Source organism: bacterium, assembly GCA_030652805.1.
Classification (GTDB): Bacteria; JAHJDO01; JAHJDO01; order JAHJDO01; family JAHJDO01; genus JAHJDO01.
Map to the genome: position 1 here is coordinate 17,467 of JAUSPT010000024.1, position 25,050 is coordinate 42,516.

A 25,050-nucleotide genomic window follows, 5' to 3' on the forward strand; every position below is an offset into this window, starting at 1 on the left:
CCATTTTCTGGTATTTTAACCTATTCTCCCCATACTTCCTTGATTTTATCTTTTATATTTTGTCCAAAGATCGTGATTAATTCTTTATTAGCTTCAACTGCTTTCCATTCCTTCCTGATGCGAGAAACCACTTCTTCTTGAATTTCAAGAGAAGGCAAAAAAATCTTTAGCTCTTGCACATCCTTTTGATTAATACTCGGATATGCTCCTTTTCCCATCCTATCAATCATTTGTTTTTGAAGATATTCTCCGAAAAGCTGATAATATACAAATTGGGGAACGACTTTGCTGGATGCAGTCAATACTGCAAAACCCGTCGAAGCAATTGTGCTTTTAGGGAGTTCTGACAAATAGCAGAAAGCTTTTAGGTTTGGCCTTACTGTTGAAAGAAGAACGTCTCCATTTCTAACAACTCGTCTTGCTCTACTTGGTGCATCTATCCCTTTTATGCGATTGTTAAATGATACGATACCTGTTCCATTTTCAACAGATGTAATATCTATATAAACAAATTTATTTTCTCCGTATTTCTTTTTGGGATCAACAGTATCTGCATTTACTGCGAGCACATTCCCCAACTCCACCATCTCCCAATCAGGATCAATTTTGAAAGCAGGCTTATAATTTTCAACTACCTGTTTTGCGCCGTCAATAATTTTTTGATAATTGTCTAATTCGGCAACAATCTGTTCCTGAACTTCAAGCGGCGGGAGAGGAATTTTAATTCTTTTTAATTCTTTAAAATGCCGGCTATAACCTAAATTCTTTATTTTTAAATTTTCTAAAATAAAATAGAAAAATCTCGGGATATATTCATCAGTGGGTTTTAATATTTTTACTCCGTCAGCACCTAAGACAAAATCAAAGTCAATATATTTAAAACATTTTGTATGATCTCCAAAAATTACAAGAGGCTCACTAACTCTAAAGACATCTTCTTCTCCATTCCAATATCCTGCAATAAATTTCTCGGATTGATCAACGATTGGATATTTTCCCTCATTCAGAAATTTTTCCTTTTTTATTTTTGTTGAATACTCGATCTTCTCAATAGCATCTTCAACTTCCACAAAATCCCACTTCCCGCTATAAATAACTGCTTCACGATACCTATCTCCGCTCAAGTTATAATCTCCGCTTTCTGCGATTTTTGTTTTTCCCACTGCATAAGCGATTTTCTCATTGGGCTGAAAATTTTCAGCCCCTACAGTTTTTTGCCATCTCTGCAAAATTTCTAATGCCATCGGCAAATCATTTTCTTTTATTTCTCTTCTCTGCGCGCCTAATCCAAAGCCGTCATTGTTTATTTTTACAAACAGAATTTTATCTGTCTTTTTTGCCAGATTTTTATCCAACAACAATATTGATGTCTTAACTCCAGCATAAGGATTGAAAACCCCTGGAGGTAGAGACACAACAGCATAAAGTGAATATTCAATGAGCATCTTGCGAAGTTTTTTATAAGCTGTCTCTGTCTTAAAAATTATACCTTCAGGGACAATAATCCCTGCGCGGCCATTAGGATTTAAATGCTCTGCAATATAATCAACAAAAAGCACCTCTGAGCGTTTTGCCTGCACGCTAAACCTCTTGTGCGGTTTGATTCCACCTTTCGGGCTCATGAACGGAGGATTTGCTAAGATAACGTCAAAGACCTCTTGCCATTTTTCTTCTGAGCTTAATGTGTCATATTCGTATATTTTGGGATTTTGGAATTTATGCAGATACATATTGGCTAGAGATAATCTCACCATATCAGGAGAAATATCATAGCCGGAGAAGTTTTCAATCAGCCTCTTTTTTTCATCAGGAGTTAAATGTACCCTGTCGTCTTTTTTGTTTTTTTCTAAAATATGTTTATATGAAGAAATTAAGAATCCGGCCGTACCACAGGCAGGGTCTAAAATAGTTTCATTCTTTTTAGGATCAACTACTTTTACAATAAAATCTATAATATGCCTGGGTGTTCTAAACTGACCGGCATCACCCTGCGAACCCATAATAGAAAGCAGATATTCAAACGCATCGCCTAATTTTTCGCTATGGTCATATTCAAACTCGCCAATAACTTTAAGAAAACTTTTTAAAGTTTCAGGATCACGATACGGCAAATAGGCATTCTTAAAAATATCCCGAAATAATTGCGGGATATTTGGATTATGGTTCATCCGTTGAATTGCTTCTCCATACAACCCGACAAGTTCATGACCGCTTACACGAGGGTCAAATATTTTACTCCATGCATATTTTGCGTATTCCCCTGTGAAAAACTTGGATCTACCTCCCAATTCTTCAGCCTGCTTATCCATATCATCCATAAACTTGTAAATCAAGGCTATGGTAATCTGTTCAACCTGTGATTTCGGGTCAGGCAGCTTACCAACAAGAATATCCCTTGCTGTATCAATTCGTCTTTTTGTTCCATTAGTCAACATATCTCAATTCTCTTTTAAGCAACAAAAGCATTTATCGGGACATAATCTTTTATATATTCAACAACAGGGTCTCTCCATCCGTCCAGTTCTTTTAAGTCACTCATATCAAATCTTGAATTAGTTGCAAGTCTGCTGTATTCCTGCGAGTTCAAAATTTCCCGTAATTCGGCATCTATAATATATGCTTTCATAAACTGGCGTATGATATGGATAAACTTGTTTTCAGGATGATAAATAGAAATAAATTTCCCGATTTCTTCTTCAAGTAGCTCATCTTTGCTCTTGAATTTTTTAATTCGTCCGAATATTTTTTCTAAGATTTCACGCAAACCTAATCTTCGGTCAAGTTTAACGGACTTGCGTAACTTATCAATGTTGAAATATTTTTCCGGTTTGTCAAAAACTTCTTTTTTTATGTATGCTTCAGCTTCTTCGTATTTGCCTTCGTCAATCTTGCCTTTTATATATTCATCAGCTTTAACCGTTTCCTCAAATGTTTCAAATATCTTTCTGTCAATTTTCATGCCGCCAAAGCCAATAATGGTTTCTGCAATCTCCTTTATGGGATCAGGACGGACGCTTTCGTATTCTTTCAATGGCGGAGGTGGCGGCGGAAATGGACCAGTGCCCCCTCCTGTTCCATGCGGCAATTCAATTACTTCATCATAATTAAATTTTTCTTCAAAATATTCGCAATTGGCAAAGAAATCAAAAAGTTTAAATCGTTCTTTTTTAGCTGCATATTTCTCTATCTCACCTAACTCATCTTTTTCGCTAAAGTTGAAATCAAATTTCCGAGTCCCTCTACCTTTCATTTGAATAAAATCTGTCGGCGAAAAAATAGGGCGCATTAAACATAGATTGAGAATATCTTCACAATCGTATCCTGTGGTCATCATCCCTACGGTAACACATACGCGGGTTCTACTGGAATTATAGCCGTCCTTAAAGGCTGTGTGTCCATTAAGAATGTTATTTGAAAAATTAATTGCCATCTGTTGTGCGCCGTCAATACGCGATGTTACTTGTACCGCAAAATCAGATTTGTATTTATCGGGATATATTTTGTGCGCCAGCGCATTAAGTATCTGTGTGATTTTCGAGGCGTGATTCTGGCTTACGCAGAAGATAATACTTTTACCTATCTCTCCTGTCAGCGGATCTTTTAACGCATTTTCTAAGAATGTCTTGCATAATGTCCTGTTAGTCTTTTCAGAATAGAACTTTCTTTCAAAGTCTTTTTGGAAATATGTCTTTTCCTCTTCTTCTCCTTCTTCATTTTTCAGCAATACAGAATAACCCATTTCTGAAAGCAATTCCGTTGTTATATCCGTCCTAGCATCAACAACAATAGGGTTTACCAGATATCCTTCCTTTACTCCATTCAGAAGAGTATATCTGAATGTTGGATTACTCGCTTCGCATCCAAAAGTTTTATAAGTATCCAATAATTGACGCCTTTCTAATTTACGAGGATCTCTTTCTGCCAATTTCTTTTCATCAATCTTTTTCAAGTAGTCCTTTGGCGTTGCAGTAAGTCCCAATTTATATCCGGTAAAATACTCAAAGACCGCACGGCTGTTGCCCCCGATTGATCTGTGTGCCTCATCCGATATAACCAAATCAAAATCTGTCGGAGAAAACAAATCCTTATATTTATTGTCAAAAAGAAACGACTGAACTGTTGATATAACAATTTCCGCTTTTTTCCAATCGTCCTTATTTTCTTTATAAATTACCGATTTATAATCACTTTTCATATACTTAACAAAGTTCTTCCACGCTTGATCCTCTAACTCTAATCTATCAACAAGAAAAAGCACCCTTTTTGCGTTTCCTGTTCTTAAGAATAATTTAATGACGCCTGCTGCAACAAGAGTCTTTCCTGTGCCTGTTGCCATTTCAAATAAGAATCTGCTTTTTCTTTCCTTTACTGCTTCCTGCAAAGATTTAATGGCATTTATCTGATAATCCCTCAAGAATTTAAGACTGTCATCGTTAATAAAATCTTCTCTTTTTGTCTCATTAATCCAATTGGGGTCGCTTTTATAATCCGGCTTTTGAGAAATGACGATATAATCTGACTCAATGTATTCACGAACTAAATTGTTCGGATTAGGCTTGAAAGATTTTTTATAAGTTAAAGACTCACACGTTGGGAATGCGGTTATGATATGAGGATTACCTGTTTCAATGTCCCAAAAATAATGCAGATTACCATTTGATAGAATTACAAAACGAACATTAAGATTTTTCGCATATGTACGAGCCTGTTCTTTCCCGCCTAAAGGATCTTTATCTTCCCTTTTTGCCTCTAAAACAACAAAAGGAAATCCTTTATCATCTAAAAGAATATAATCTGCAAACCCGTTTTTTGTTTTCTCAAAATCTTCGCCAAGGTCAGTAAGCGCTTGTTCTGTGATTTTAACATTTGTCTCCAAGCAAATGTTGGCGGATCCGGTATCTGTATCAAAAAAGCGCCAGCCTGCGTCTTCAAGATATTTGTTTATTCGTATGCGTGCTTTGGCTTCTTTCTGCATAGTTTTTATTCTTCTTTCAAATTCCAATTATACCACACCATACATAAAGCATAAAGGGCACAGCACGCTGTGCCCCTACGAATTTTGATTTCACCGAACAATTATTGTTTGTTATTCTCCGACTATTATTCATTTGTTAAAGGATTTACTGAGATCCCCGTCTATTTTCTTTGCTGTTTTTTTGGTAAATTTTGATTTTCTGATAAGCTCATTGAGCATTTTCTCGTATGCTCTGCTGTCGAGAGGCATTTCAACAGGTTTAGCAGTCATAGAAGAATAGAGTATAGCATTGCCAAGTTCCACTGAATGTATGCCTTCTTCAGCTGGAGCAATTAGTTTTTCTCCTTTAAGAATAGCATTCACAAAATTCTGGAGTATCTCAGCATGCTGCCCACCATTGCCGTTTACAGGAATGGTAATATTCCATACATCAGGTGTTGCAAAAATCTGTTTTGAGGTCTTGATAAATTTATTTGCTGGGACTTCATTACGAGTAAAGGTTAATACATCGCCCTCAAGAACCACTTTCCCGCATTCTCCGGCAATCTCCAGACGGTTTGTTCCAGGTGCTTCACCGGTAGACGTAATAAAAACACCCGTAGCTCCGTTTTTGTATTCCATGTATGCAGTAACTTCATCTTCTACCTCAATATTATGCCTTTTCCCAATACCGCAAAAACCGTGCACTTTTTTTGGCATTCCGCACAACCACTGAAACAAGTCCAGCTGATGCGGGCACTGGTTCAGCAGCACTCCTCCTCCTTCACCCTTCCACGTTGCGCGCCAGGAGCCGGAGGCAAAGTATGCATTAGTGCGAAACCAGTTTGTGATAATCCATGTAACTCTGATAAGCGCCCCAAGCTCTCCAGAATCAATAAGCTGTTTAATTTTTTTGTAATGAGGGTCTGTACGCATATTGAACATGGCTGCAAAAACCAGTTTGTTATTCTTTTTATGCGCAGCAATAAGACGCTCGCAGTCAGCCTTGTGCACTGAAATTGGTTTCTCAACCAGAACATGGTGACCAGCATTAAGCGCGTCAATGCCAGTCGTAGTATGGAAGTAGTGCGGAGTAACGATCATCACTGCGTCAGACACTTTTCCCTTAAGAAGTTCTTTATGATCGTTAAATACCCTGCAGTTATATTTTTGCCCGGCAGCTTTAGCTCGTTCCAGATCAACATCACAGACACATGTTAATTCGGCATTTTCTGTTTTTTTAATATTATTCATATGCAGACTTGCCATACATCCAGCACCAATCACTCCTATTCTTACGTTTTTCATACATCCCCCTTCGTTATTTCTTGTAGTTTATTGTAAACCGCTTTGCATACTTCCTCAACAGTTATTGCATCCATACAATAGTGTTTATCCTGCTTGCAAACAGGTTTCTTGCAGCCCAGACAAAAGGCGTCTTCTTTCTGTATGACTATATGCTCCTCTCCGTATGGCCGCCATATTCTGGGATCACCCGGTCCAAATAAGGCAATAACAGGTGTGTTAACTGCAGAAGCTATATGAGTTGCGCAGGTGTCAACACTTACAAGCAGATCTGCCCTTCTCAGAACCTCTGCATATTGACCAAGGTTCATTCCGCAATTTGAGGCTATCGGCTTAGCGTGCATATTGTTCTCTATTTCTTTTATTAAATCAGCATCATCAGGTCCTCCTGATATGCAGACTTTTGCTTTAAGTTTTTCTATTATAAAATCCCCAACTTGCGCAAATCTATCTGCTTGCCACTGATAAGATGTATTGCTTCCGGGATGTATGCATACAAGAGTATCTGTTTGCGCTACATTGTGCTCTTTTAGAAAACTTTCACACCTTTTTTGACTTTCATGTGATTCTCTAATATAGGGGCGCTGCTCTTTAAGAGGGAATCCTGCCTTTTCTATGAGTTTTAACCAGCTATCTACTTCATGAGATACTTTTATTGAGTCCGAGTATTCCCACATAGGTTTATTCCAGTAAAGAGGCGCTTTTACCTTGTCTGTCAATAAGAATCCTCTGCAGCGATAGTTATAGCCTATACGCCTCTTTGAATTAGCCCAAAATGCTATAAGATTGCTGGTAAGCCTTGTATCCAGAACTATTGCAAGGTCATAGATATGAGCAGGTAAAGTCTTAGAAAACTTCCATATTAGAAATGGATTTCTCCCATTTTTTTTACAGTCAAAATAAACAATATTATCAGCAAGCTCCTGATCTTCAACAATTGATTTGAGATTAGGGGAAACAGCCAAAGTTATATGCGCCTCAGGTAAATTTTCCCTAACTGCTCTTATTGCAGGGAATGTTACAACTGTATCCCCTATGCGCAAGAGGTCCACTATTAAAACATTCTTAAACTCTGAGATATCCATAATTAATTTATAATAGCAAATATTCCACAAGATATCCATTGTCATGATAGTAGCTTTTTGATATAAGAAGTTACTCTAATAAGACGGGTAACTGACCAGAATTAGATGTATCTAAAAATAGTCTCGACCAATTTAAGATATATAGTAAGCTAGAAGATGAACACCTAAAATTAAGGAGTTGCTTAAATGAAATCTCTTATTGCAGAAGGTTATAAGATTTACCACGAATCTAAGATAGAGAAAGATGGGAAAATCTATTTTCTCGTCAGTAAAGATATCAAGAAATATCTGATTTCAAATGATACGAAATTTGAGAAGTCTGTAGAAAAGGTATCTACATATAGTGTCTATGAAAAAACTCACCTCAATGCTCTTAGATTATGCAATTTATTTAAACATCTAAAACCCGCTGCTTGCGGAATTAAAAGAAGTTTTGGTTTTGGAGACAGATTGGGATTAGCTACTCCGGGCCATATTAAGACCATTAAAGGCAGGGATATATTTCCGATTCTTTCCCAGCAGTCTATACGAGAAATGGAACGCACAGGTCGCAGTATGGAAATTGTCTTGGATGATGCTATGTGGGGAGTTTTTCAGGAAGGATACAGGAAAGGCTATGGAGCAGATATTGACCATGTCAAAGAGCAGGATGATGTTATTAAAGCATGTGAACATGGTTATACTATGTACACCATAGACCCTTCAGATTATATTAATGACAACGTAAAGGATATGTCTCATGAGGAACTTACATCAACGTATGAAAGCATTCCAAACACAGACTTCTACGAAAAGCTTTATTTAGGAAAGAACTATAAAATAGGTGCAAACACATACAAGATGACCAAGACTGAGCTGATGAATATTATTTCTGTCTATGCCAAGGCATTAGAGCATATTGTGAATTGTTATAATATTGTAAAAGAGAGGATTTTAAACGGTTTTGATTTTGAGGCATCAGTAGATGAAACTGACACTCCGACCACTCTTTTGGCTCACATATTTATTGTAGAGGAACTCAGGCGAAACGGAGTCAATTTTACAAGTCTTGCCTTAAGGTTTATCGGGGAATTTGAAAAAGGGATTGATTATATTGGTGACATAGAGATATTTAAAAAAGATTTCTTAGCTCATGCTGATATATGCCGTCACTTTGGCAGATATAAGTTAAGCATTCATAGCGGCAGTGATAAATTTTCCATTTATCCGACAATCGCAGAATCTACTGAAGGAGTATTTCACATCAAGACAGCCGGAACAAACTGGCTGGAGGCAGTCCGTCTTATCAGTCATAAGAACCCTGCTCTATACCGGCGCATGCACCAGATCGCACTTAGTAATTTTGAAAAAGATCGTAAATCTTATCATGTTACCACTGATCTATCCAGAATTCCCGCGCTTAGTAAACTCTCCGATGAGGAGCTTCCCGGGCTTCTTAATGAAAATAATTCCAGGCAGCTTCTGCATATTACATACGGGAGCATCTTGAAAGATATGAAAGAGGAGATCTATAAGACCTTAAATATTTACGAGAATGAGCATTATGAGATGCTTGAAACCCACTTAGGTAAACATCTGGATTATGCAACGAGCAGCTTCTGATACAATAATTCTGTTTGCTGCGCCATTATTCGTGCATCATAGTTTGATTTAATAAACTTGCTTGCATTTCTGCCCAGTTCATTTGCAAGACCTTCATTATCAAGAAGTTGTATTACAGCTTTTGCTAACGATTCTGCGTCTTTGGAAGGGATTAATAAACCGGTCTTTCCATGTTCTATAATTTCTCTTATCCCATCTACATCCGTTCCTACAACTGGTTTCCCGAGATACATTGCCTCAACAAGTACTCTTGGCAGTCCTTCAAACAATGAAGGCTGAACAATTATGTCACACATGAATATAACATTTGCAATGTCTTTTCTGTATCCAAGAAACCTTACATGTTTATGAATATTTAACTTTCTGCAAATACTCTCAAGATATTCTCTTGTTATGTTATCTTCTCCACATATTAGAAATGCAATATTTTTGTGTTCCTCTAATACTATTTTGCAAGCTTGAAGAAAATACAGATGTCCTTTTTTACCAATCTCTCTATTTCTAACTCTTGCAATTATACCAACCAGTTTCTCTCTCTCTTTATGAGTATCTATATCAACATTCAACCTCTCAAAATCAGTTCCATTAATAATATGGATTACTTTGCGTCCAGTTATTTTAATTTCTTGAAGCAGGTCTTTTTTTGTTGCATCAGAAACAGCGATAATCTTTCCTGATATATGCTTCAGGACAAATTTATAAAACCTGGCATTAAAGTTATTAACTCTTTCACCTTCCTGATTCATGTTGATACGGTCATGAATCGTCACAATATGTGGGATTCCCTGGATTAGAGATGCGACTGCGCCCAACAGATCCTCTCTTCTATTGTGTGTGTGAATAATGTGGATGTTGTTCTCACGGATGATTCTCGTTATATTCTTTAATGAGCGGAAACTGAACTTAGATGTAATTTCATTGTATGCTATTTCAAAGCCTTCATTCTTTAATACTGCTCCAAACTCACTATTCTCAGGAACTGCAGTAAGCACGCTGAATTTCTCCTTATCAAGATATTTTATAAGCGCTCTTATATGCTCCTCATTTCCGCCGAATACTCTTGAGTTTGATACCTGAAGTATGTTTATGCGTTGCTTCATTCTATTACGATATCATTTTCTGTAAAATATACACTATCTGCCTTTATAAGTTGAGGAAGTTCCCAAACTTGTTTTGCTTTAGCTTTTTTATTGATAAGTCTTATAAGATAATCAGGCAAATAAGTATTTTCTAAGACGATGTCCTTGATCCGGAATATAAATCTCTTTTCATCTTCTGTTCCAAGCTCACATATCGTCTTGATGTGCAGTTCTTTTATGAATTTTGTCCTGCCCCCTATAATGACATTATTATCCTCAAAATTAACCTGTTGCGCATATATCTTTTTTAATTTCTTTTTCAGAAATTCCCTGAAACAATCTTTAGATATTATTAATTTTGGCTGCTGAGCATTGCCTGATTCCACACTAATAGTAGAATGAAACAGTAGATCATCCATATTAAGTTTGACCTTGCTCCAGTTGAGACGAATCTTTGCATTTATACCGCGTTTCAACCTTAGATTATCAGTCATTATAACTATCTCATCAAAATAGCCATTTCTGAAATTCCGTGATGGATTTATGCGCATGTTTAAATTGACATCAGAAGAGATTCTACTCTTAAATCTATATTCTAATAATTCCTGTATTTTAGATGCATCTAATTCCTTTTTGATATCCTCGATTTCAATATCTTTTCTCAAAACAACCCTATACACACCAAATTGCTCGTCTCCTCTTTTGTATATTTTATGCGCAGAAGCGGCTTGATACCATGCTGTTTTCCAATCCTTCTTCAGCGTATCATTGAGCATGGGTATCATATTCAGGGCATCTTTGTATGCAACGACATAGATGCCGTTATAAAACTTGTCGCGTGTATCTTCCGCGAATTTTTCAATACCTCCGTACAGGAGTGTTTTCATGCGCCATTCTTTACCATAGCAGTAATACCACATCTCCCATGGAACCTCCCGCGTGAAATAAATAATACTATTCGGGAGTACGTTATCCTTTAGATATACAGATACATCACTCATACCATCACTTTTTGAATAAACTGCTCCCATGTCCAATTTCCCGATATTCTTTGTGGAGCAAAGACCTGATAATATTATTACTAAAATAAAACTTGTTCTTATAAACTTGTTTCTCATTACAGGAGGTTTGATAATATAATTCAGGATTCTGGCAAGCACTATGATCATAAAAGGGGATATTAGAAGCAGGTATCTGTCATATACTTTGAATTGAAACACAACAAAAAGAAGTATGTGGGTATATACAAAAAGTGTCAGAATAATATCGGCAATAATCTTAAATTTCCTTCTAAATTTAATATTAAAGAAAAGTCTTATAGAGTTATAAATGAGTAAAGGGATTGACAGGATAAACAGGATATTTAAGGGTATGGAGTTGAACGTAAGTTTTATATACTGCCACCATTGCCTGATTCGCTCAAGGAAACTTCCAAGATCAAGTGTAAACACGCCGCTCTGGTGTGAATATGCCTTTCCCAGCATCCCGAATCTTGGCCTCTGGCATAGAGCAGACCATGCAAAAACCAGCGCTAGGATAATTAGGCAGCCATAGATCCACTTAGAATATTTTTTTAGATACGGTTTTATATTAAAAGCGTTGTTGCTCTTCCAAAAAAGCAATATTGAAAAACATATAAATACTGGAATAGCCATAACAGCAGGTTGTTTCGTGCCAAGCGCCAGGCCAAAAACAATACCTGATAAAAAGGCTTTATCAATGCATAAAAGATAGAAACTCCACAAAATAAAAAACGACATAAGCACATCTATAAATACTGTTGGACCAAATACGATATTGTAAGGAGAGACAGCGAGCAGAAATGATGCCCAGAGAGCAGTTTCTCTATTAAAAAGTCTTATGCAGATAAGATATATTAAGAATATGCCGGCTATACTTCCCATGAGATTCGGAAGTCTGAGAACATTAACATGATTGCCTAAAACTTTAACAAATGGAGCTGTTACATAGAAGAAAACAGGAGGTCTGTCCACATCAGTTGAACGAAAGAGCCAGTCGCCTTTTGTTGCAATATCTAAAATATAGGAGCCGTGCAACCCTTCATCACAATGAAAATCATGAGTTGAAAACACACTCAGCCTGAACGCCACACCAAGCAATATGATTGCAATTAATGGAACATTCCAATCCCTATTGTTCCAGACGTCCCTAAGCTTGCTTATGAATTTTGTATTCATGTCCCAAACACAATCTTTGATTTTTCAATACTAACATGTCTTAGGGGAACTCCTAGAAATAGGCTCTTTAAATTAAATAAAGGATTTAGTTTTTTTGATATCAAAGGCAGTGACCATGAAGGAATTTTTATATTACCAAGTCTTGCATTTACCAGAGTTATCTCTACAGCAGCCCCATCCTTGATATTAAGTGTTCCGCTCATCTGAAAATTAATATCTCTGCCTAATAAATGCGCAGTGCCATCTAATCTCAGATTTTTTCCGGAACCAGTTAGCTGACAAGCGCTTACCTGCTTATTTGTACTTAAAATATGATTTGTAATATCCTCAATAGAGACCTCTGCATATATATTATTGCTCTGCGCAGGTACAAGTTTATGATATAAGAAAAGAGCCTCCGGATTTACGCGGGCATCTTTCCATATAAGCCTTATTAATCCTTTAAATTTCCTGCCAAGTTTTATTCCAGAGGCAGCGCAGATAATATCTCCCAGCTTTCCTTCGTTTAAATCAAGTTTGTTCCCGGATGCCAATGTTATCTGGAACTCTTTGGGATTGCGCCACGTTCTTGCAAATATTGATTTCAGATAAGTTTCAAGTTTTTTAGAATTTTTGTATGAATTAATATTTGCAGAAGCAAGGGTTATAGATGGTTTGAGATTTACTTTATATAATTTGAAATTTAATTTTTTATGTCCATAAGCATTATAAACATTGCTAATTTCATAATACGTCATTTGGGGATTTTTAGTGAATGCATCCTGAACTTTCTTAATCTGACCTGTATGTTCAAGCAGTAAATAAACTCCCTCATCTACACGGTCCCATATCTCCTCTGAGAACTTCCCAATAGGTATATCGTTGCTGAACTCCACTGGTCTAATCTTAAAGCCTTTATCAAAGAAGTAGTAATGTGCGTTTGGCCATAATGACCTGGTATAATAAATGGTTGAAGATTTCTCTGCGTTTGCAGAAAAATATTCTACTGCATTTTGAAACCCGTCTTCATTATCCCATCTTGCACCAAGTTTCAGATTCTTCATGCCGTCCAGTGTTCCTGAAAGAAGATTAATAAGCAAGACAAGTCCCAAACTAAGAGCAAATATTGCTGCCAAAGCAGAGTATTTTGTTTTAGTGAAAAATTGCAAAAGCAGAGATAGATATCTGGCTAACAATATGAATACGAAAGGGATAATAAATATCAGATAATGAGGAGAGAATCCAAACCTGAACAAGCTGAAAGTTCCAAGCATAAGTACGATATATCCAGCCACACATAAGCTTATGATATTCTCAAATCTGTGCTTGTTTTTGAGATTCATAATTTCGTAAGCAATTAATGCAGGAGCACTGATAAGAAAGAACACATTCACTACTGAGCTGTTAGTAAACTTTGAAAATAAACTTAGCCAGTGAAAAAGTCTTGATGTAAATTCTCCAGCCATAATTTTAAAAACTCCACCTGTTGCGTTTACCTGAAATATAATACCAAGCCTTGGATCTTCAAAGAATACTGCCCATATAAGCAGGACTGCAAACACTATAGAGAACCCAAAAATAAGTTTCATTAAAGGCTTCTTTATATAAAAACTAAATTCAGAATGCTTTGTTTGCACCCATTTCATATATCTTAATATTATGAAAAATGCTCCAATAATCGGCATGGCAAGAACGCCGAATTGTTTTGCGCAAAAACACAGGCCAAGAAAAATTCCAGCCCAGAATTCCCTATAGATACACAGAAAATATATAGAGAAAAGAAGCAGGCAGGCAAACAGAGTGTCTTCAAAAACCGTTGACCCGTAAAGTATGTTATACGGAGAAATTGCCATAAGAAAGGCGGCTATTAGTCCGGTGTTTTTATCAAAACATTTGCAGCATATTTGATAAACAAGCCAGATGCTAATCAGGCTTGCAAAGAAATTCGGAAGTCTGGCAGTGTTATCTCCGAATCCGAATATTCTGAAAGATAATGCTGCAAGATAAGGAAGTAAAGGGGGCTTATCAACATCTTCAGCTTGAAAGAACCAGTCTCCTCTAAGAGCAATCTCAGCTCCTCTAAAACTGTATAAGGCTTCATCTCCATGAAAATCTCCTAATCCAAACACACTTATACGCAATAAAGCCCCAAGAATAAGAATTATTATCAGTAATAAATTTTTATTCTGATTCTGGGAGGTTAGTCCGGTAATTAATCTACGAAACGATATTTCAGAAGAGACCAAATTGCTATCACTCCATCTTTTTTCTTTATTTTTTTGCCTTCTTCATATGTGCGAGGATTGTACTTGATCGGCACTTCACAGATTTTATATCCTTTTTTTCTGACTTTTGCAGTGAATTCCGTACAGAACTCAAATCCAAAACATCTTAAATTAATATTATTCAGCACCTCTTTTCTGAACATTTTGTAGCATGTTAATACATCTGTAACGAATGGGAGGTAAAGAATATTTGCTATCAGGCTTACTAATATATTCCCCAGATAATACTGAAAATACATCATCTTGTTTCTGCCCTTGATTCTTGAGCCGTATACAATCACAGCGCCGTTATTTATCTGTTTTAGTAATTTGCAATATTCCTGCGGAGAATACTCCAGATCAGCATCCTGCACAACTATAATGTCTCCATCAACATATTTAAATCCTGTTCTAAGCGCAGCTCCCTTACCCTTATGCTGTTTATGGAAGAAAACCCTGAGATTTGCATATTGAGAAACCAGCTCTTTAAGTATTTCACGTGTTCCATCAGTGGATACATTGTCCACAATTATAATCTCTTTATTAATGTTTAGCGCATCTACTCTTTTTACGATCTCTCTGATAGTATCCTTTTCATTATAGCATGGAATAACAACTGATAGCTTCATAGCCTTTGCTCCCTGCAATGTATCTTATACTTCCAGTACGTCCAGGTCAATATGCTGCCCACAATTACTATCGCCATAAATATCCAGATATATTTGCCCATAAGGGGTAACACAAATGAACTGTGCCATATTCTTTCTATGACAGTTTTGAAAGGAATATGCTCCCTGAATATATACAAATAGTCCCATATATACTGTCCCTCGTATGAGTTACACTGCTTATTATAATATACCAGATTCGCCTTTGTCAGCAAAAAAAGACAGTATGAATATATAGCTGAGAGACCTACAATGGTTTTGGTTAAACGGATTTTTTTATATCTATTCAGGAATGCGCATAAGCCGAGTCCTAAAAATGGAATTGTGCATGTTAAATATCTCTGCGCATAGCATCCACCAGCATTATATTCTGTTCTCAGTCCATAAATAAGAGCTATTAATAAGAAATTAACCAGAGCTATTATACCTGCTAAAGATAACTTTTTATCTCTATGTTTAATAAGAAATGCAAGCCCGATAAAGGAAAGTGTAAAACACGGGAACCACAGCAAAAAGCCGTGATCAACCGAAAACAAAAGGTTTATAACAGGCGGAGGTATTTTTAGTATGCTTATCCACCCATAACCGCCGTATCCTGCCTCAAACCATGAGCCAAACTGCGTATGGCACTGATATATGGAGAGAAAAAACACTACAACCAGAGGAGCTGTATAAATAGCTATATTCTTTATGATTGCTGATATTCTCAATCCTTTATAACAGAGAATAAGCGCAAAAAGATATGGTAAGAATAGCAAGCCATTTACATATCTTGTCCATGCGGAAAGGGCAACACAAAGTCCAAGTGCAAATGTTAAGAACGTACTTTTTCCTCCTTTGGCTATCTTTTTCTGCAATATTATGAACACATAAAAAGACAGCGTGACTAAGAAGGTGCTTCCTGCGTGGCTGAAACCGTTTGTTGCATAATAAAGGAGAGGGCTTGCAAAAAAGCATACAAGTGTTGTAAACAGGCTGATATCTCTTGGGAAATTTAATTCAATAAGAATCTTAAATAGAATTAACATAGCGAGAATTGCATATATGTTGTGAGCAAGGATTACAGACAATATATTCAGGAATTTTCGGGAACTCAGTCCCTTATAAGGTAGTGTGCGTGGGGTATTATTGAAGGAAGGGGGATTGAATTTAATGAATTTTGCCACAACTTGCGAAACTAAATAAAAAGGCGCGTCAAGAAGAGTCATGCCAAGGGGATAACCAGTTACCCATCTTCCTGTTTTCTCGCAGTATTGAGTTCCATTCCCATTCCAGCCATACATATTGTTGCCGAGGTCAAGGTCTCTATCTTCAATAATAGATTCAAGATTTGCAAAATGCCCCCAGCCATCATTTCCACCAAGCCCGTCTTCAAATATGAAACAATGCAGGGCAAGAACAAGTATGAGGAAAACAAGTTCCCACGAAAGGTATTTTCTCTTACTCATCATTCTTTTTGAAGTATACACAATATAAACTCTTTGCACAAACTTGTTTCACGATGTAGAATACATAACTGAATTTTATCATATAAGCAAAACTGAAAGATACAGGAGAAATAAAGAATGGCCAGGGTACTTGTTACAGGAGGTGGAGGATTTATAGGGTCTCATTTAACTGAGAAGCTTGTTGAATTAGGCCATGAAGTAACAGTTATTGACAATCTATCGCATGGAAATCTGGAGAATCTTGAATCAGTTGCTAAAAAGATTAACTTACTTAACGAAGATATTCTTAATCCTGATGTCTTACAAAAGGTTACTGGGGGCAAGGAATACATCTTTCATTTAGCTGCAAACACATCTATAAACAAAAGTCTTGAGAAACCATCATGGAGCGCAGAATTAAATATAATGACTACGATCAGACTGTTGGAGACTGCAGTAAGGCACAAGGTAAGGCGAGTGATATTTTCTTCAAGCGCTTCTGTTTACGGGTATGCTAAAATTCTTCCTGTAAAGGAGACAATGCCGGTAGCTCCTGCATCTCCATATGCTTTAGAAAAAGTAACAGGAGAAAACTATATGAGGTTGTTTGCAGAATTATACGACATCGATACTGTGTCTTTAAGGTATTTTAATGTGTTTGGACCGCGTCAAAATCCTGATCTTCCTCATCCAGGAGGAGTGACTATTGTAATCAATCAAATTCGTAAAACTGGCTCTTCTCAATTGCAGGGTGACGGAATGCAAACGCGGGATATGATTTATGTTGGGAATATAGTAAATGCAAACATTCTTGCAATGGAAAAACAGTCTGATTCAAAAGGGGTTGCATATAATATTTGCACAGGCAAGTCTATATCAATAGCAGAGCTTCATAATAAGATTTCCAAGTTTATGAAAACTGATTCATCCAGAGAATATCTGCCTTTACCAGAGGGGAATATAATAGATTCTAAAGGCGATCCTGCATTGGCTAAAGCTGAGCTGGGTTTTGAAGCAGAAATTGATTTGGATGAAGGACTAAAAAGAACAATTGAGTGGAGCAATGACAAAAATGCTTAAACAAGGGGTTGAAACCCCTTGTTCAATATTCCAGATTTTCTTATTTTCATTCTTGCTATTAGCCAGTACCTGCGGATTTGCTCAATCTAAAATTGTGAGAGTATTGATCTTTAAATCCAGCACTTCGCTCACACTTTCTTCTCAAGGACCTGTTGTTATAAAAGCGGGGGATAATGTCTTGAAAAGAGAAAAGAGATTGGAAGAAATCGTTTTAAAACGCAAAAATAATGCCGTAAGGTTTGGAAGAGACGAATACAAAACATTAGATTTTATATCAAAAGGCTTCCCCATATCAGTGAATAACAGAGCGTATAGAGGGGATATTAGAATAAGTGTTCACCAAAAACAGCTTCTCGTAGTCAATTATGTTGATATAGAGAGCTATTTAAAGAGTGTTGTCCCGTCCGAGATGTTTTCCGCATGGCCTATGGAGGCCTTAAAAGCACAGGCGGTTGTAGCACGCACATATGCGCTTTATCACATGGCTGGCCCGAGCAAAGAGTATGACTTATGTTCAGAGGCAAAATCTCAGATGTATAAAGGTGTATGTTCCGAGAGCAGCAACTCTAATATGGCTGTGTATTTAACAGAAAAAATGTGCCTGTATGACAATAAGAAACTGGTTCCCACTTATTTTCATTCAACATGCGGCGGTAATACGATCAATGCGGACAATATATGGGAAAAGGCGTTGGATTCCATAGAGGGCGTTGATTGCAAGTTCTGTAAGGACTCACCTCATTATAAATGGAAAAAATCAATGGGAAGGAGAAAACTCGGAAAAATTCTGAGCAAAAAAGGGTTCAAGATAGGTAAAATAAAAAAGATAAGACTTGAAAAAGGCAAACCTTATAGGATTTTCATAGAAGATAAATATGGAAAATCGCAAGTATTGAATGTAGCTAAATTTAGAATGCTTGTTGGGTCTGAGATAGTTAGAAGTAGTAATTTTAGAGTTAAAGTCGGATGGTTTAGAGTGAAGTTCAAAGGAAACGGATGGGGCCATTGTGTAGGGTTATGCCAGTGGGGGGCACACGGAATGGCTCTTAAAGGATATAGCTGTGAGCAGATTCTGCAGCATTATTATCCTAACCTTGATCTAAAAAGAATGTTTTAAATGCATATTTCTCTTTTTGATTATTCTCTTCCGGAGAAACTGGTTGCGCAATATCCTGCCTCTCAACGTGACAAATCCAGGTTAATGATTATTAACAGAGAAACTGGAGATATTACTCATAGGTCTTTTTCTAATATAGTTGATTATCTTTCCAAAGATGATTTGTTAGTCATAAACAACACAAAGGTGATACATGCCAGATTGAGAGGGATAAAAGAAGCCACAGGAGCTCGCATAGAAATACTGCTAATCAGAGATTTGGGTAATAATATATGGAATGTACTTGCAAAGCCGTCAAAAAGGCTAAAGATAGGAACAATTATTAATTGCAGTAAGAATCTTTCTGCCGAAGTCATAGAAAAGAATAATGACGGTGTAGTAAGGATTAAGTTCAGTTTCACAGGTAATTTCATGGAAATTATATCTAAAATTGGCCAGGTTCCTCTTCCTCCATATATAAAAAGGGCAAGTATCAAATCCTATGACACCAGAAGATATCAGACAGTTTATGCTAAAGAAGCCGGATCTATTGCTGCGCCAACTGCAGGACTGCATTTTACAAAGAGTTTGTTAAAAAAGATTAAAGAAAAGGGAATTCAAATTGCTGAGGTAACACTTCATGTGAGCGTTGACACATTCAAGCCTGTTACGGAGACAGAAATAGAAAAACACAGGATGCAGTCAGAATACTATGAGATAACAAAAGAGGCATTTTTCACAGTAAAAAAAGCTATACAGGAGCAAAAGAGAATAATAGCAGTTGGAACAACAAGTGTGAGAGTTCTTGAATCAGTGAATTTTGATGCTGATAATCCAAAGAAAAATCTTTCAGCATGGACAGACCTTTTTATATATCCCGGATATAAATTTAAAGTAGTGAACGCTATTATTACAAACTTTCATCTTCCAAAGTCAACGCTATTAATTTTAATACATGCTTTTGCGGGCAGAAAACTTATAACAAAGACATACAAAGAGGCAATTAAAAAGGAGTACAGGTTCTATAGTTATGGAGATGTGACGTTTGTCACATAATAACTTGACAATCAATAGCCAATAACTATAATGCCAGCGATGAATTAAGAAATTGGGAGGAAGCATGAAGCTTGGTGGAAAAACAGCAGTTGTAACTGGTTCAGCTCAGGGTATTGGAAAGGAAATAGCGTGTAGTCTGGCAAAGGAGGGCGCAAATGTTGTAGTTTCCGATATAGATCTTGAACTTGCAGAACAAACAGCAGCCGAGATAAGAAAAATGGGAAGAGAAACGCTGGTTATAAAAGCTGATGTTTCTATGCCAGAGGAAGCTGCAAACATTATAGAAAAAACGATTGACAAATTAGGAAGCCTGGATATACTCATCAACAATGCTGGAATAACCAGGGACAACTTTATTTTACGCATGAAGGATGAGGACTGGGATAAGGTGTTAGCAATAAATCTTAAGGGGACATTTAACTGTATTAAAGCGGCTGCAAAAGTTATGTTAAAGCAAAGAAAAGGCAAAATAGTAAACATGGCATCCATTATAGGATTAATAGGCAATGCTGGGCAGGCGAATTATGCTGCCTCTAAAGCAGGTGTAATTGCCCTAACCAAGTCCGCTGCCAAAGAATTCGGCTCAAGAGGAATAACTGTTAATGCTATAGCACCTGGTTTTATAAGCACAAGAATGACAGAAGTGCTTAAAGAAGATACAAAACAAAAAATGCTGGGCAATATTCCTCTAGGTAGATTTGGCTTACCCACTGATGTTGCAAATCTTGTTTTATTTCTTGTCTCTGATGAAGCAAATTACATCACAGGACAGGTAATTAATGTAGACGGTGGAATGGTAACTTGAAGTTTTCAAAAAAAGGAGGAGATTGAGTATGTCAAGTGAAAAAAGAGTGAAAGAGATTATTGTTGAACAGCTTGGTGTAAAGCCGGAAGAGGTTACTAATGAGGCATCTTTTGTTGATGATTTAGGCGCAGATTCATTAGATACAGTAGAACTTGTTATGGCACTTGAAGAGGAATTTGACATTGAAATACCCGATGAAGATGCAGAAAAGATTGTTACAGTTGTCGATGCGACAAACTACATAGATAAGCACGTCCAATAAGAGCATTTCGGTTATAGTCATGGAGAAAAATAGGGTTGTTATAACAGGTATAGGGGCGGTAACGCCTGTTGGTAATAATCCTGATATTTTTTGGAAAAACATATGCGATGGAAAGAGCGGGGTAGATCGCATCAGCTTGTTTGATCCATCAGATTTTGATAGCAAGATAGCTGGACAGATTAAAGATTTTGATTCTTCTATGTATCTTAGCCAAAAAGATATAAAAAGGATGGATCGTTTTGTGCAATTTGCTGTTGCCTGTAGTAAAATGGCTTTAGAGAATAGTGGATTAGATACAGATAAAGAGGATAAGAGCAGAATAGGTGTTCTTATAGGTTCTGGGATTGGCGGATTAAAGGTAATTGAAGATCAGCACAATGTGCTCTTGCAGAAAGGCCCTTCAAGGGTATCTCCTTTTCTTATTCCGATGTTGATAATAGACATGGCTAGTGGACAAGTTGCAATTCAATTTGGTCTTAAAGGTCCGAATTTTGCGATTGCTACTGCGTGCGCTTCCGGCTCTCATGCAATAGGAGAGGCTTTTAGGATTATTCAAAGAGGAGAAGCAGATATAATGATAGCAGGGGGAACAGAGACTGCAATAACTCCTATTGGTGTTGCCGGCTTCTGTAAGATGAAGGCTCTTTCTACAAGAAATGATAAGCCTGAGAAAGCAAGCAGACCATTTGACAGGGATAGAGATGGTTTTGTAATTGGGGAAGGAGCAGGTATTCTGCTTCTTGAAGATTTGGATCATGCAACAAGGAGAGGTGCATACATTTATGCAGAATTAGCAGGTTTTGGTATGACTGCTGATGCATATCATATAACATCTCCATCTCCTGAGGGTGAGGGAGCTGCGCAAGCAATGAAATTGGCTTTGGACGATGCGACGCTAAATCCTGAAGATATTGATTACATTAATGCACATGGCACTTCAACCCCTTTCAATGACAGATGTGAGACAAAGGCTATTAAAACTGTATTCGGCAAGTATGCAAAAAACATACCTGTGAGTTCAACGAAATCTATGACGGGTCATCTTTTAGGAGCGAGTGGAGGGGTTGAATTGATAACATGTGTCTTAAGCATAAAGCATGGCATTATTACTCCAACTATAAACTATGAAAATCCGGATCCTGAATGTGATCTTGATTATGTGCCTAATACTGCGAGAGAATGCAAGGTTCAATATGCGATGTCAAATTCATTTGGTTTTGGCGGTCATAATTCAGCTTTAGTTGTAAAGAAATTTGAATAATGATGATTTCTAAAATTTCAAGGAGACAATAGTTATGAAAAAACTTTCAATATTCTTATTAATATTTTCAGTAATCTTAACCAGTGTAACTCCTGCATATAGTTGGCCGTGGTCCAGAAATCGTCGTCCGCTTCCGCCCAAAACAGCAACAATCCAAGGCAGAGTAACAAATTCCCTAACAAATCAAGCCATATCCGGCGCAGCAGTCCGAGCAGGCAGTTACAGAGCCAGTACAAATGCAAATGGGCAGTATGTAATAAAAAATATTAATGTATGGTTCTGGGGAAGAATATATAGAGTAAGCGCATCAGCAAATGGATATTACTCAAGTTCTAAATGGATATATGTGAGAGCAGGAAGAACATACACATTAAACTTCAGATTAAGACCCAAAAAACCGCTAATATTAGTCAAGATAACTTCCCCTGAAGACAATTCATACATAAGCGGGTCAAGCTTAGATGTAAAAGTAGCATGGCAGGGCAGAGCAGGAATAATAGACTTATATTTAGATAATAGTTTAGCTGGAAGCTACAGAACATGGCGCTGGTGGCATAGAACAGGAATTCATACATTTAAAATAGACATTTCAGTTCAACAAGATGGAGAGCACAAGCTCAAAGCAATAGCATACAGATCACACATGAGAAAAGGCTACAAAGCAGAGTCTAAAGAGATAACATTCGTGTTAGATAACACCTCCCCTGTAATTTCAGCTCTATTACCAGAAGATAACGCTTTAATTAACAACAACCAGCCAGAGATCTCAGCAGTGTTGTCGGATGCTACAAGCGGGATTGGCAAAGAGACAATCATATTGAAACTTGATGATGCAGAAGTGACTTCAGCTTATGATGAGGTAACAGGGGAACTAAGTTATACACCAGAAACAGCGCTTGAAGACGGAATTCATACAGTTTCTATTGAGGTAAAGGATAGAGCGGAAAATGAAGCAAGTGCAAGCTCAACATTTAGAGTGGAAACAGACACAACACCGCCAAGCATAACTGATTTATCTCCAAAAGACGCTTCCACAATCTACTACACAACGCCAAAAATCTCAGTAAAATATTCTGATGATAAATCAGGTATAGATAAAACCACAGTAAAGATGTTGGTAAACGCAGTAGATGTAACAGCAAGCAGTATAATTACAGATGAAGGTATTTCGTACAAACCTACAGAAGAACTCACAGAAGGCGGAGTAACAGTAAATATAGAGGTGAAAGACAAGGCAGGGAATCTAGCAACGAAGGAATTTAGTTTTGAGATAAAGATATTGACAGCGGAAGATCTTTTGCAGGCAGTAAAGAATAATCACGACTCAATTACCAGTATGAAGACAGACTATACTGTTGAATCGTTGTTAAATTCAGAGCCTGTTCTTGAGACGCAGTATGTAAGGTGTTTTTACAAAGACCCTTCAAAAACGAAGTTATATACTTATGAAGATTCAGATATGACAAACAAGCTGAGTATATTAATAATGGATGATACAAGCATATACGATGTAGATCCAAACACAGGAGATATAGACGAAGTAAATACTTTTGAAGCAGAGGGGCTTGGAATTGAGTTTGAAGCATACGGTGATACAGAACTGTTTTTTGAATCTCATGACGTAACCAGTGAGACAATAGATGGAATGAGTGGCATAGGAGAAATAACAGCAGTCCCTGAGAATGCCAATGATACCTATTCCAAGATAAAGTTAAAAATAGATTATCCCAAAGAGATTATCGTAGGAATGTCTTTTTATGACAATGATGATGAATATATAAGCGGATTTGAGGTAGTTGAAGCTGTAGAGATTGACGGTATCTGGGTTCCAAAGAAAGTAATTGAAACACCTGCGTTAGAAGGGATGCAGGTTATTCAAACATACAGTAACATTGAAATAAATGTTGATATTCCTAATGACGCATTTGATCCGGGAAAGCAGTTATGAAAAAAATTAGTTTATTACTATTTATACTCACAATATGTTTAGCTGTAACTATACCTTCTTACGCAAAAAGGCTAAAAGGATGTGATTATGTAAGTTATCATAGTCCCTGCTGGATGCCTGATTCAAAACATATCGTGTACATAAAACATATAAGTCATCACAAGTATCGTTATGGCTGGCTGGCTGCGGTGAGCAAGAGCGGAGATTTATGGGTGGGAAACGATTATTATATCTACAAGATGAATGTAGAGACGAAAAAAGAAGAGATAATTAAAAAATATTTTTCAAAGGTAGATCAGATAAAGTCTAAGTATGAGTATTTTGTTGACGAGAACGGAAAAGCAAAGAGATTTCCATATAAAATGGAATCTTTTAAGATAGATTGTTCTAAAGACGGGAAATGGATATGTTTTAATTCGGGGACGTTGCATCTTTTAAGCGCAGACGGAAAGATATTAAAAAAACTGCCTGTAGCTGGTGGCATCCCCAAATTTTCCCCGGATGGCAAAAGAATACTTTACGGTGTTTCTAGTGATGTAAGAACACATGAAGGAAAATATGTATGCAAGAAAGACGATTTAAGACTGATAGATGTAGATGGAGAAAATGACAGATTATTGGTTGAAAATGCTACACATGGCATCTGGCATCCAAGCGGAGAGAAAATAGGATATCACAGAGAAAAAGATAAAATAGATTTCTGGACAGTAAATGTTGATGGAACGAATAAAAAAGCCGAGTTCAAAGCAAATTGTTATCCATGTGATTGGTCGCCTGATGGTGGGTATATAAACACTGTGGGAAGATTTCTCGATATGCAAGGAAAGAGAATGAAGACAGGTTTTAAAAGTATTCCCTCATATGGAAAATTTTCACCTGATGGACTCAAAATGGTTGGAGAAAGTTTAGGCATAACTTTCTCCAAAATTGGAGACGAAAAAGAAACGGTATTGCTTAAAGATTATTCAAAGGAATATTAAA

At 36.9% G+C, this 25,050-nt stretch carries 18 protein-coding genes; 9 read left to right on the plus strand and 9 right to left on the minus strand.

All coding sequences use genetic code 11. The features are described 5' to 3' along the window. Positions 1-20: 20 nt before the first annotated feature. From Q7J67_01290 to Q7J67_01305, 4 genes are all read right to left on the minus strand, one after another. Positions 21-2,435 (minus strand): N-6 DNA methylase, encoded by a 2,415-nt coding sequence (locus Q7J67_01290; GenBank protein ID MDO9463923.1) that lies wholly within the window; start codon positions 2,433-2,435, stop codon positions 21-23. A 14-nt stretch (positions 2,436-2,449) separates the two neighbouring features. After that, on the minus strand, positions 2,450-4,975 hold the full coding sequence (locus tag Q7J67_01295) for a DEAD/DEAH box helicase family protein (GenBank protein ID MDO9463924.1): 2,526 nt from the start codon (positions 4,973-4,975) through the stop codon (positions 2,450-2,452). 129 nt (positions 4,976-5,104) lie between these two features. Beyond that, positions 5,105-6,262 (minus strand): Gfo/Idh/MocA family oxidoreductase, encoded by a 1,158-nt coding sequence (locus tag Q7J67_01300; GenBank protein MDO9463925.1) that lies wholly within the window; start codon positions 6,260-6,262, stop codon positions 5,105-5,107. Beyond that, complete coding sequence (locus Q7J67_01305) at positions 6,259-7,383, minus strand: glycosyltransferase family 9 protein (protein MDO9463926.1); 1,125 nt, start codon at positions 7,381-7,383, stop codon at positions 6,259-6,261. The genes Q7J67_01300 and Q7J67_01305 overlap by 4 nt, the downstream gene beginning before the upstream one ends. 147 nt (positions 7,384-7,530) lie before the next feature. Here Q7J67_01305 and Q7J67_01310 point away from each other — a divergent pair, with 147 nt between their 5' ends. Next, positions 7,531-8,946 carry a tagaturonate epimerase family protein gene (locus Q7J67_01310; protein MDO9463927.1) on the plus strand — a complete coding sequence of 472 codons (1,416 nt, stop codon included), beginning with the start codon at positions 7,531-7,533 and terminating at the stop codon, positions 8,944-8,946. Here the strand turns inward: Q7J67_01310 and Q7J67_01315 are convergent. Genes Q7J67_01315 through Q7J67_01335 form a run of 5 tightly spaced genes read right to left on the minus strand, consistent with a single transcriptional unit; the run spans position 8,925 to position 16,603 of the window. Further along, positions 8,925-10,046 carry a glycosyltransferase family 4 protein gene (locus Q7J67_01315; GenBank protein MDO9463928.1) on the minus strand — a complete coding sequence of 374 codons (1,122 nt, stop codon included), beginning with the start codon at positions 10,044-10,046 and terminating at the stop codon, positions 8,925-8,927. The genes Q7J67_01310 and Q7J67_01315 overlap by 22 nt on opposite strands. Further along, a complete protein-coding gene (locus Q7J67_01320) occupies positions 10,043-12,223 on the minus strand; it encodes a glycosyltransferase family 39 protein (protein MDO9463929.1) in 2,181 nt (726 codons plus the stop codon). Before Q7J67_01320 ends, Q7J67_01315 begins: the two co-directional genes overlap by 4 nt. Continuing rightward, the gene (locus Q7J67_01325; protein ID MDO9463930.1) at positions 12,220-14,448 is read right to left on the minus strand and encodes a glycosyltransferase family 39 protein; all 2,229 of its coding nucleotides are present in this window, start codon (positions 14,446-14,448) and stop codon (positions 12,220-12,222) included. Before Q7J67_01325 ends, Q7J67_01320 begins: the two co-directional genes overlap by 4 nt. After that, positions 14,415-15,095, minus strand: coding sequence for a glycosyltransferase family 2 protein (locus Q7J67_01330; protein MDO9463931.1), 681 nt, complete (start codon positions 15,093-15,095; stop codon positions 14,415-14,417). Before Q7J67_01330 ends, Q7J67_01325 begins: the two co-directional genes overlap by 34 nt. After that, positions 15,092-16,603, minus strand: a complete 1,512-nt coding sequence (locus Q7J67_01335; GenBank protein ID MDO9463932.1) for a hypothetical protein — start codon at positions 16,601-16,603, stop codon at positions 15,092-15,094. The genes Q7J67_01330 and Q7J67_01335 overlap by 4 nt, the downstream gene beginning before the upstream one ends. A gap of 96 nt (positions 16,604-16,699) precedes the next feature. On the opposite strand from Q7J67_01335, the gene Q7J67_01340 reads away from it, so the two are divergent. The 8 genes from Q7J67_01340 to Q7J67_01375 all read left to right on the plus strand — a co-directional run bounded on the left by Q7J67_01340 (position 16,700) and on the right by Q7J67_01375 (position 25,049). After that, complete coding sequence (locus Q7J67_01340) at positions 16,700-17,641, plus strand: NAD-dependent epimerase/dehydratase family protein (protein MDO9463933.1); 942 nt, start codon at positions 16,700-16,702, stop codon at positions 17,639-17,641. 178 nt (positions 17,642-17,819) lie between these two features. Continuing rightward, on the plus strand, positions 17,820-18,758 hold the full coding sequence (locus Q7J67_01345) for a SpoIID/LytB domain-containing protein (GenBank protein MDO9463934.1): 939 nt from the start codon (positions 17,820-17,822) through the stop codon (positions 18,756-18,758). After that, positions 18,759-19,793, plus strand: coding sequence for a tRNA preQ1(34) S-adenosylmethionine ribosyltransferase-isomerase QueA (gene queA, locus Q7J67_01350; GenBank protein ID MDO9463935.1), 1,035 nt, complete (start codon positions 18,759-18,761; stop codon positions 19,791-19,793). A gap of 64 nt (positions 19,794-19,857) precedes the next feature. Then, positions 19,858-20,598: a 3-oxoacyl-[acyl-carrier-protein] reductase gene (gene fabG, locus Q7J67_01355; GenBank protein ID MDO9463936.1), complete on the plus strand. Its 741-nt coding sequence runs from the start codon at positions 19,858-19,860 to the stop codon at positions 20,596-20,598. A 28-nt stretch (positions 20,599-20,626) separates the two neighbouring features. After that, positions 20,627-20,860: an acyl carrier protein gene (gene acpP / locus Q7J67_01360; GenBank protein MDO9463937.1), complete on the plus strand. Its 234-nt coding sequence runs from the start codon at positions 20,627-20,629 to the stop codon at positions 20,858-20,860. A 19-nt stretch (positions 20,861-20,879) separates the two neighbouring features. Further along, a complete protein-coding gene (gene fabF / locus Q7J67_01365) occupies positions 20,880-22,121 on the plus strand; it encodes a beta-ketoacyl-ACP synthase II (GenBank protein ID MDO9463938.1) in 1,242 nt (413 codons plus the stop codon). Positions 22,122-22,155: 34 nt separating this feature from the next. Further along, on the plus strand, positions 22,156-24,069 hold the full coding sequence (locus tag Q7J67_01370; GenBank protein MDO9463939.1) for an Ig-like domain-containing protein: 1,914 nt from the start codon (positions 22,156-22,158) through the stop codon (positions 24,067-24,069). Further along, positions 24,066-25,049 (plus strand): hypothetical protein, encoded by a 984-nt coding sequence (locus Q7J67_01375; GenBank protein ID MDO9463940.1) that lies wholly within the window; start codon positions 24,066-24,068, stop codon positions 25,047-25,049. The genes Q7J67_01370 and Q7J67_01375 overlap by 4 nt, the downstream gene beginning before the upstream one ends. Position 25,050 lies beyond the last annotated feature (1 nt).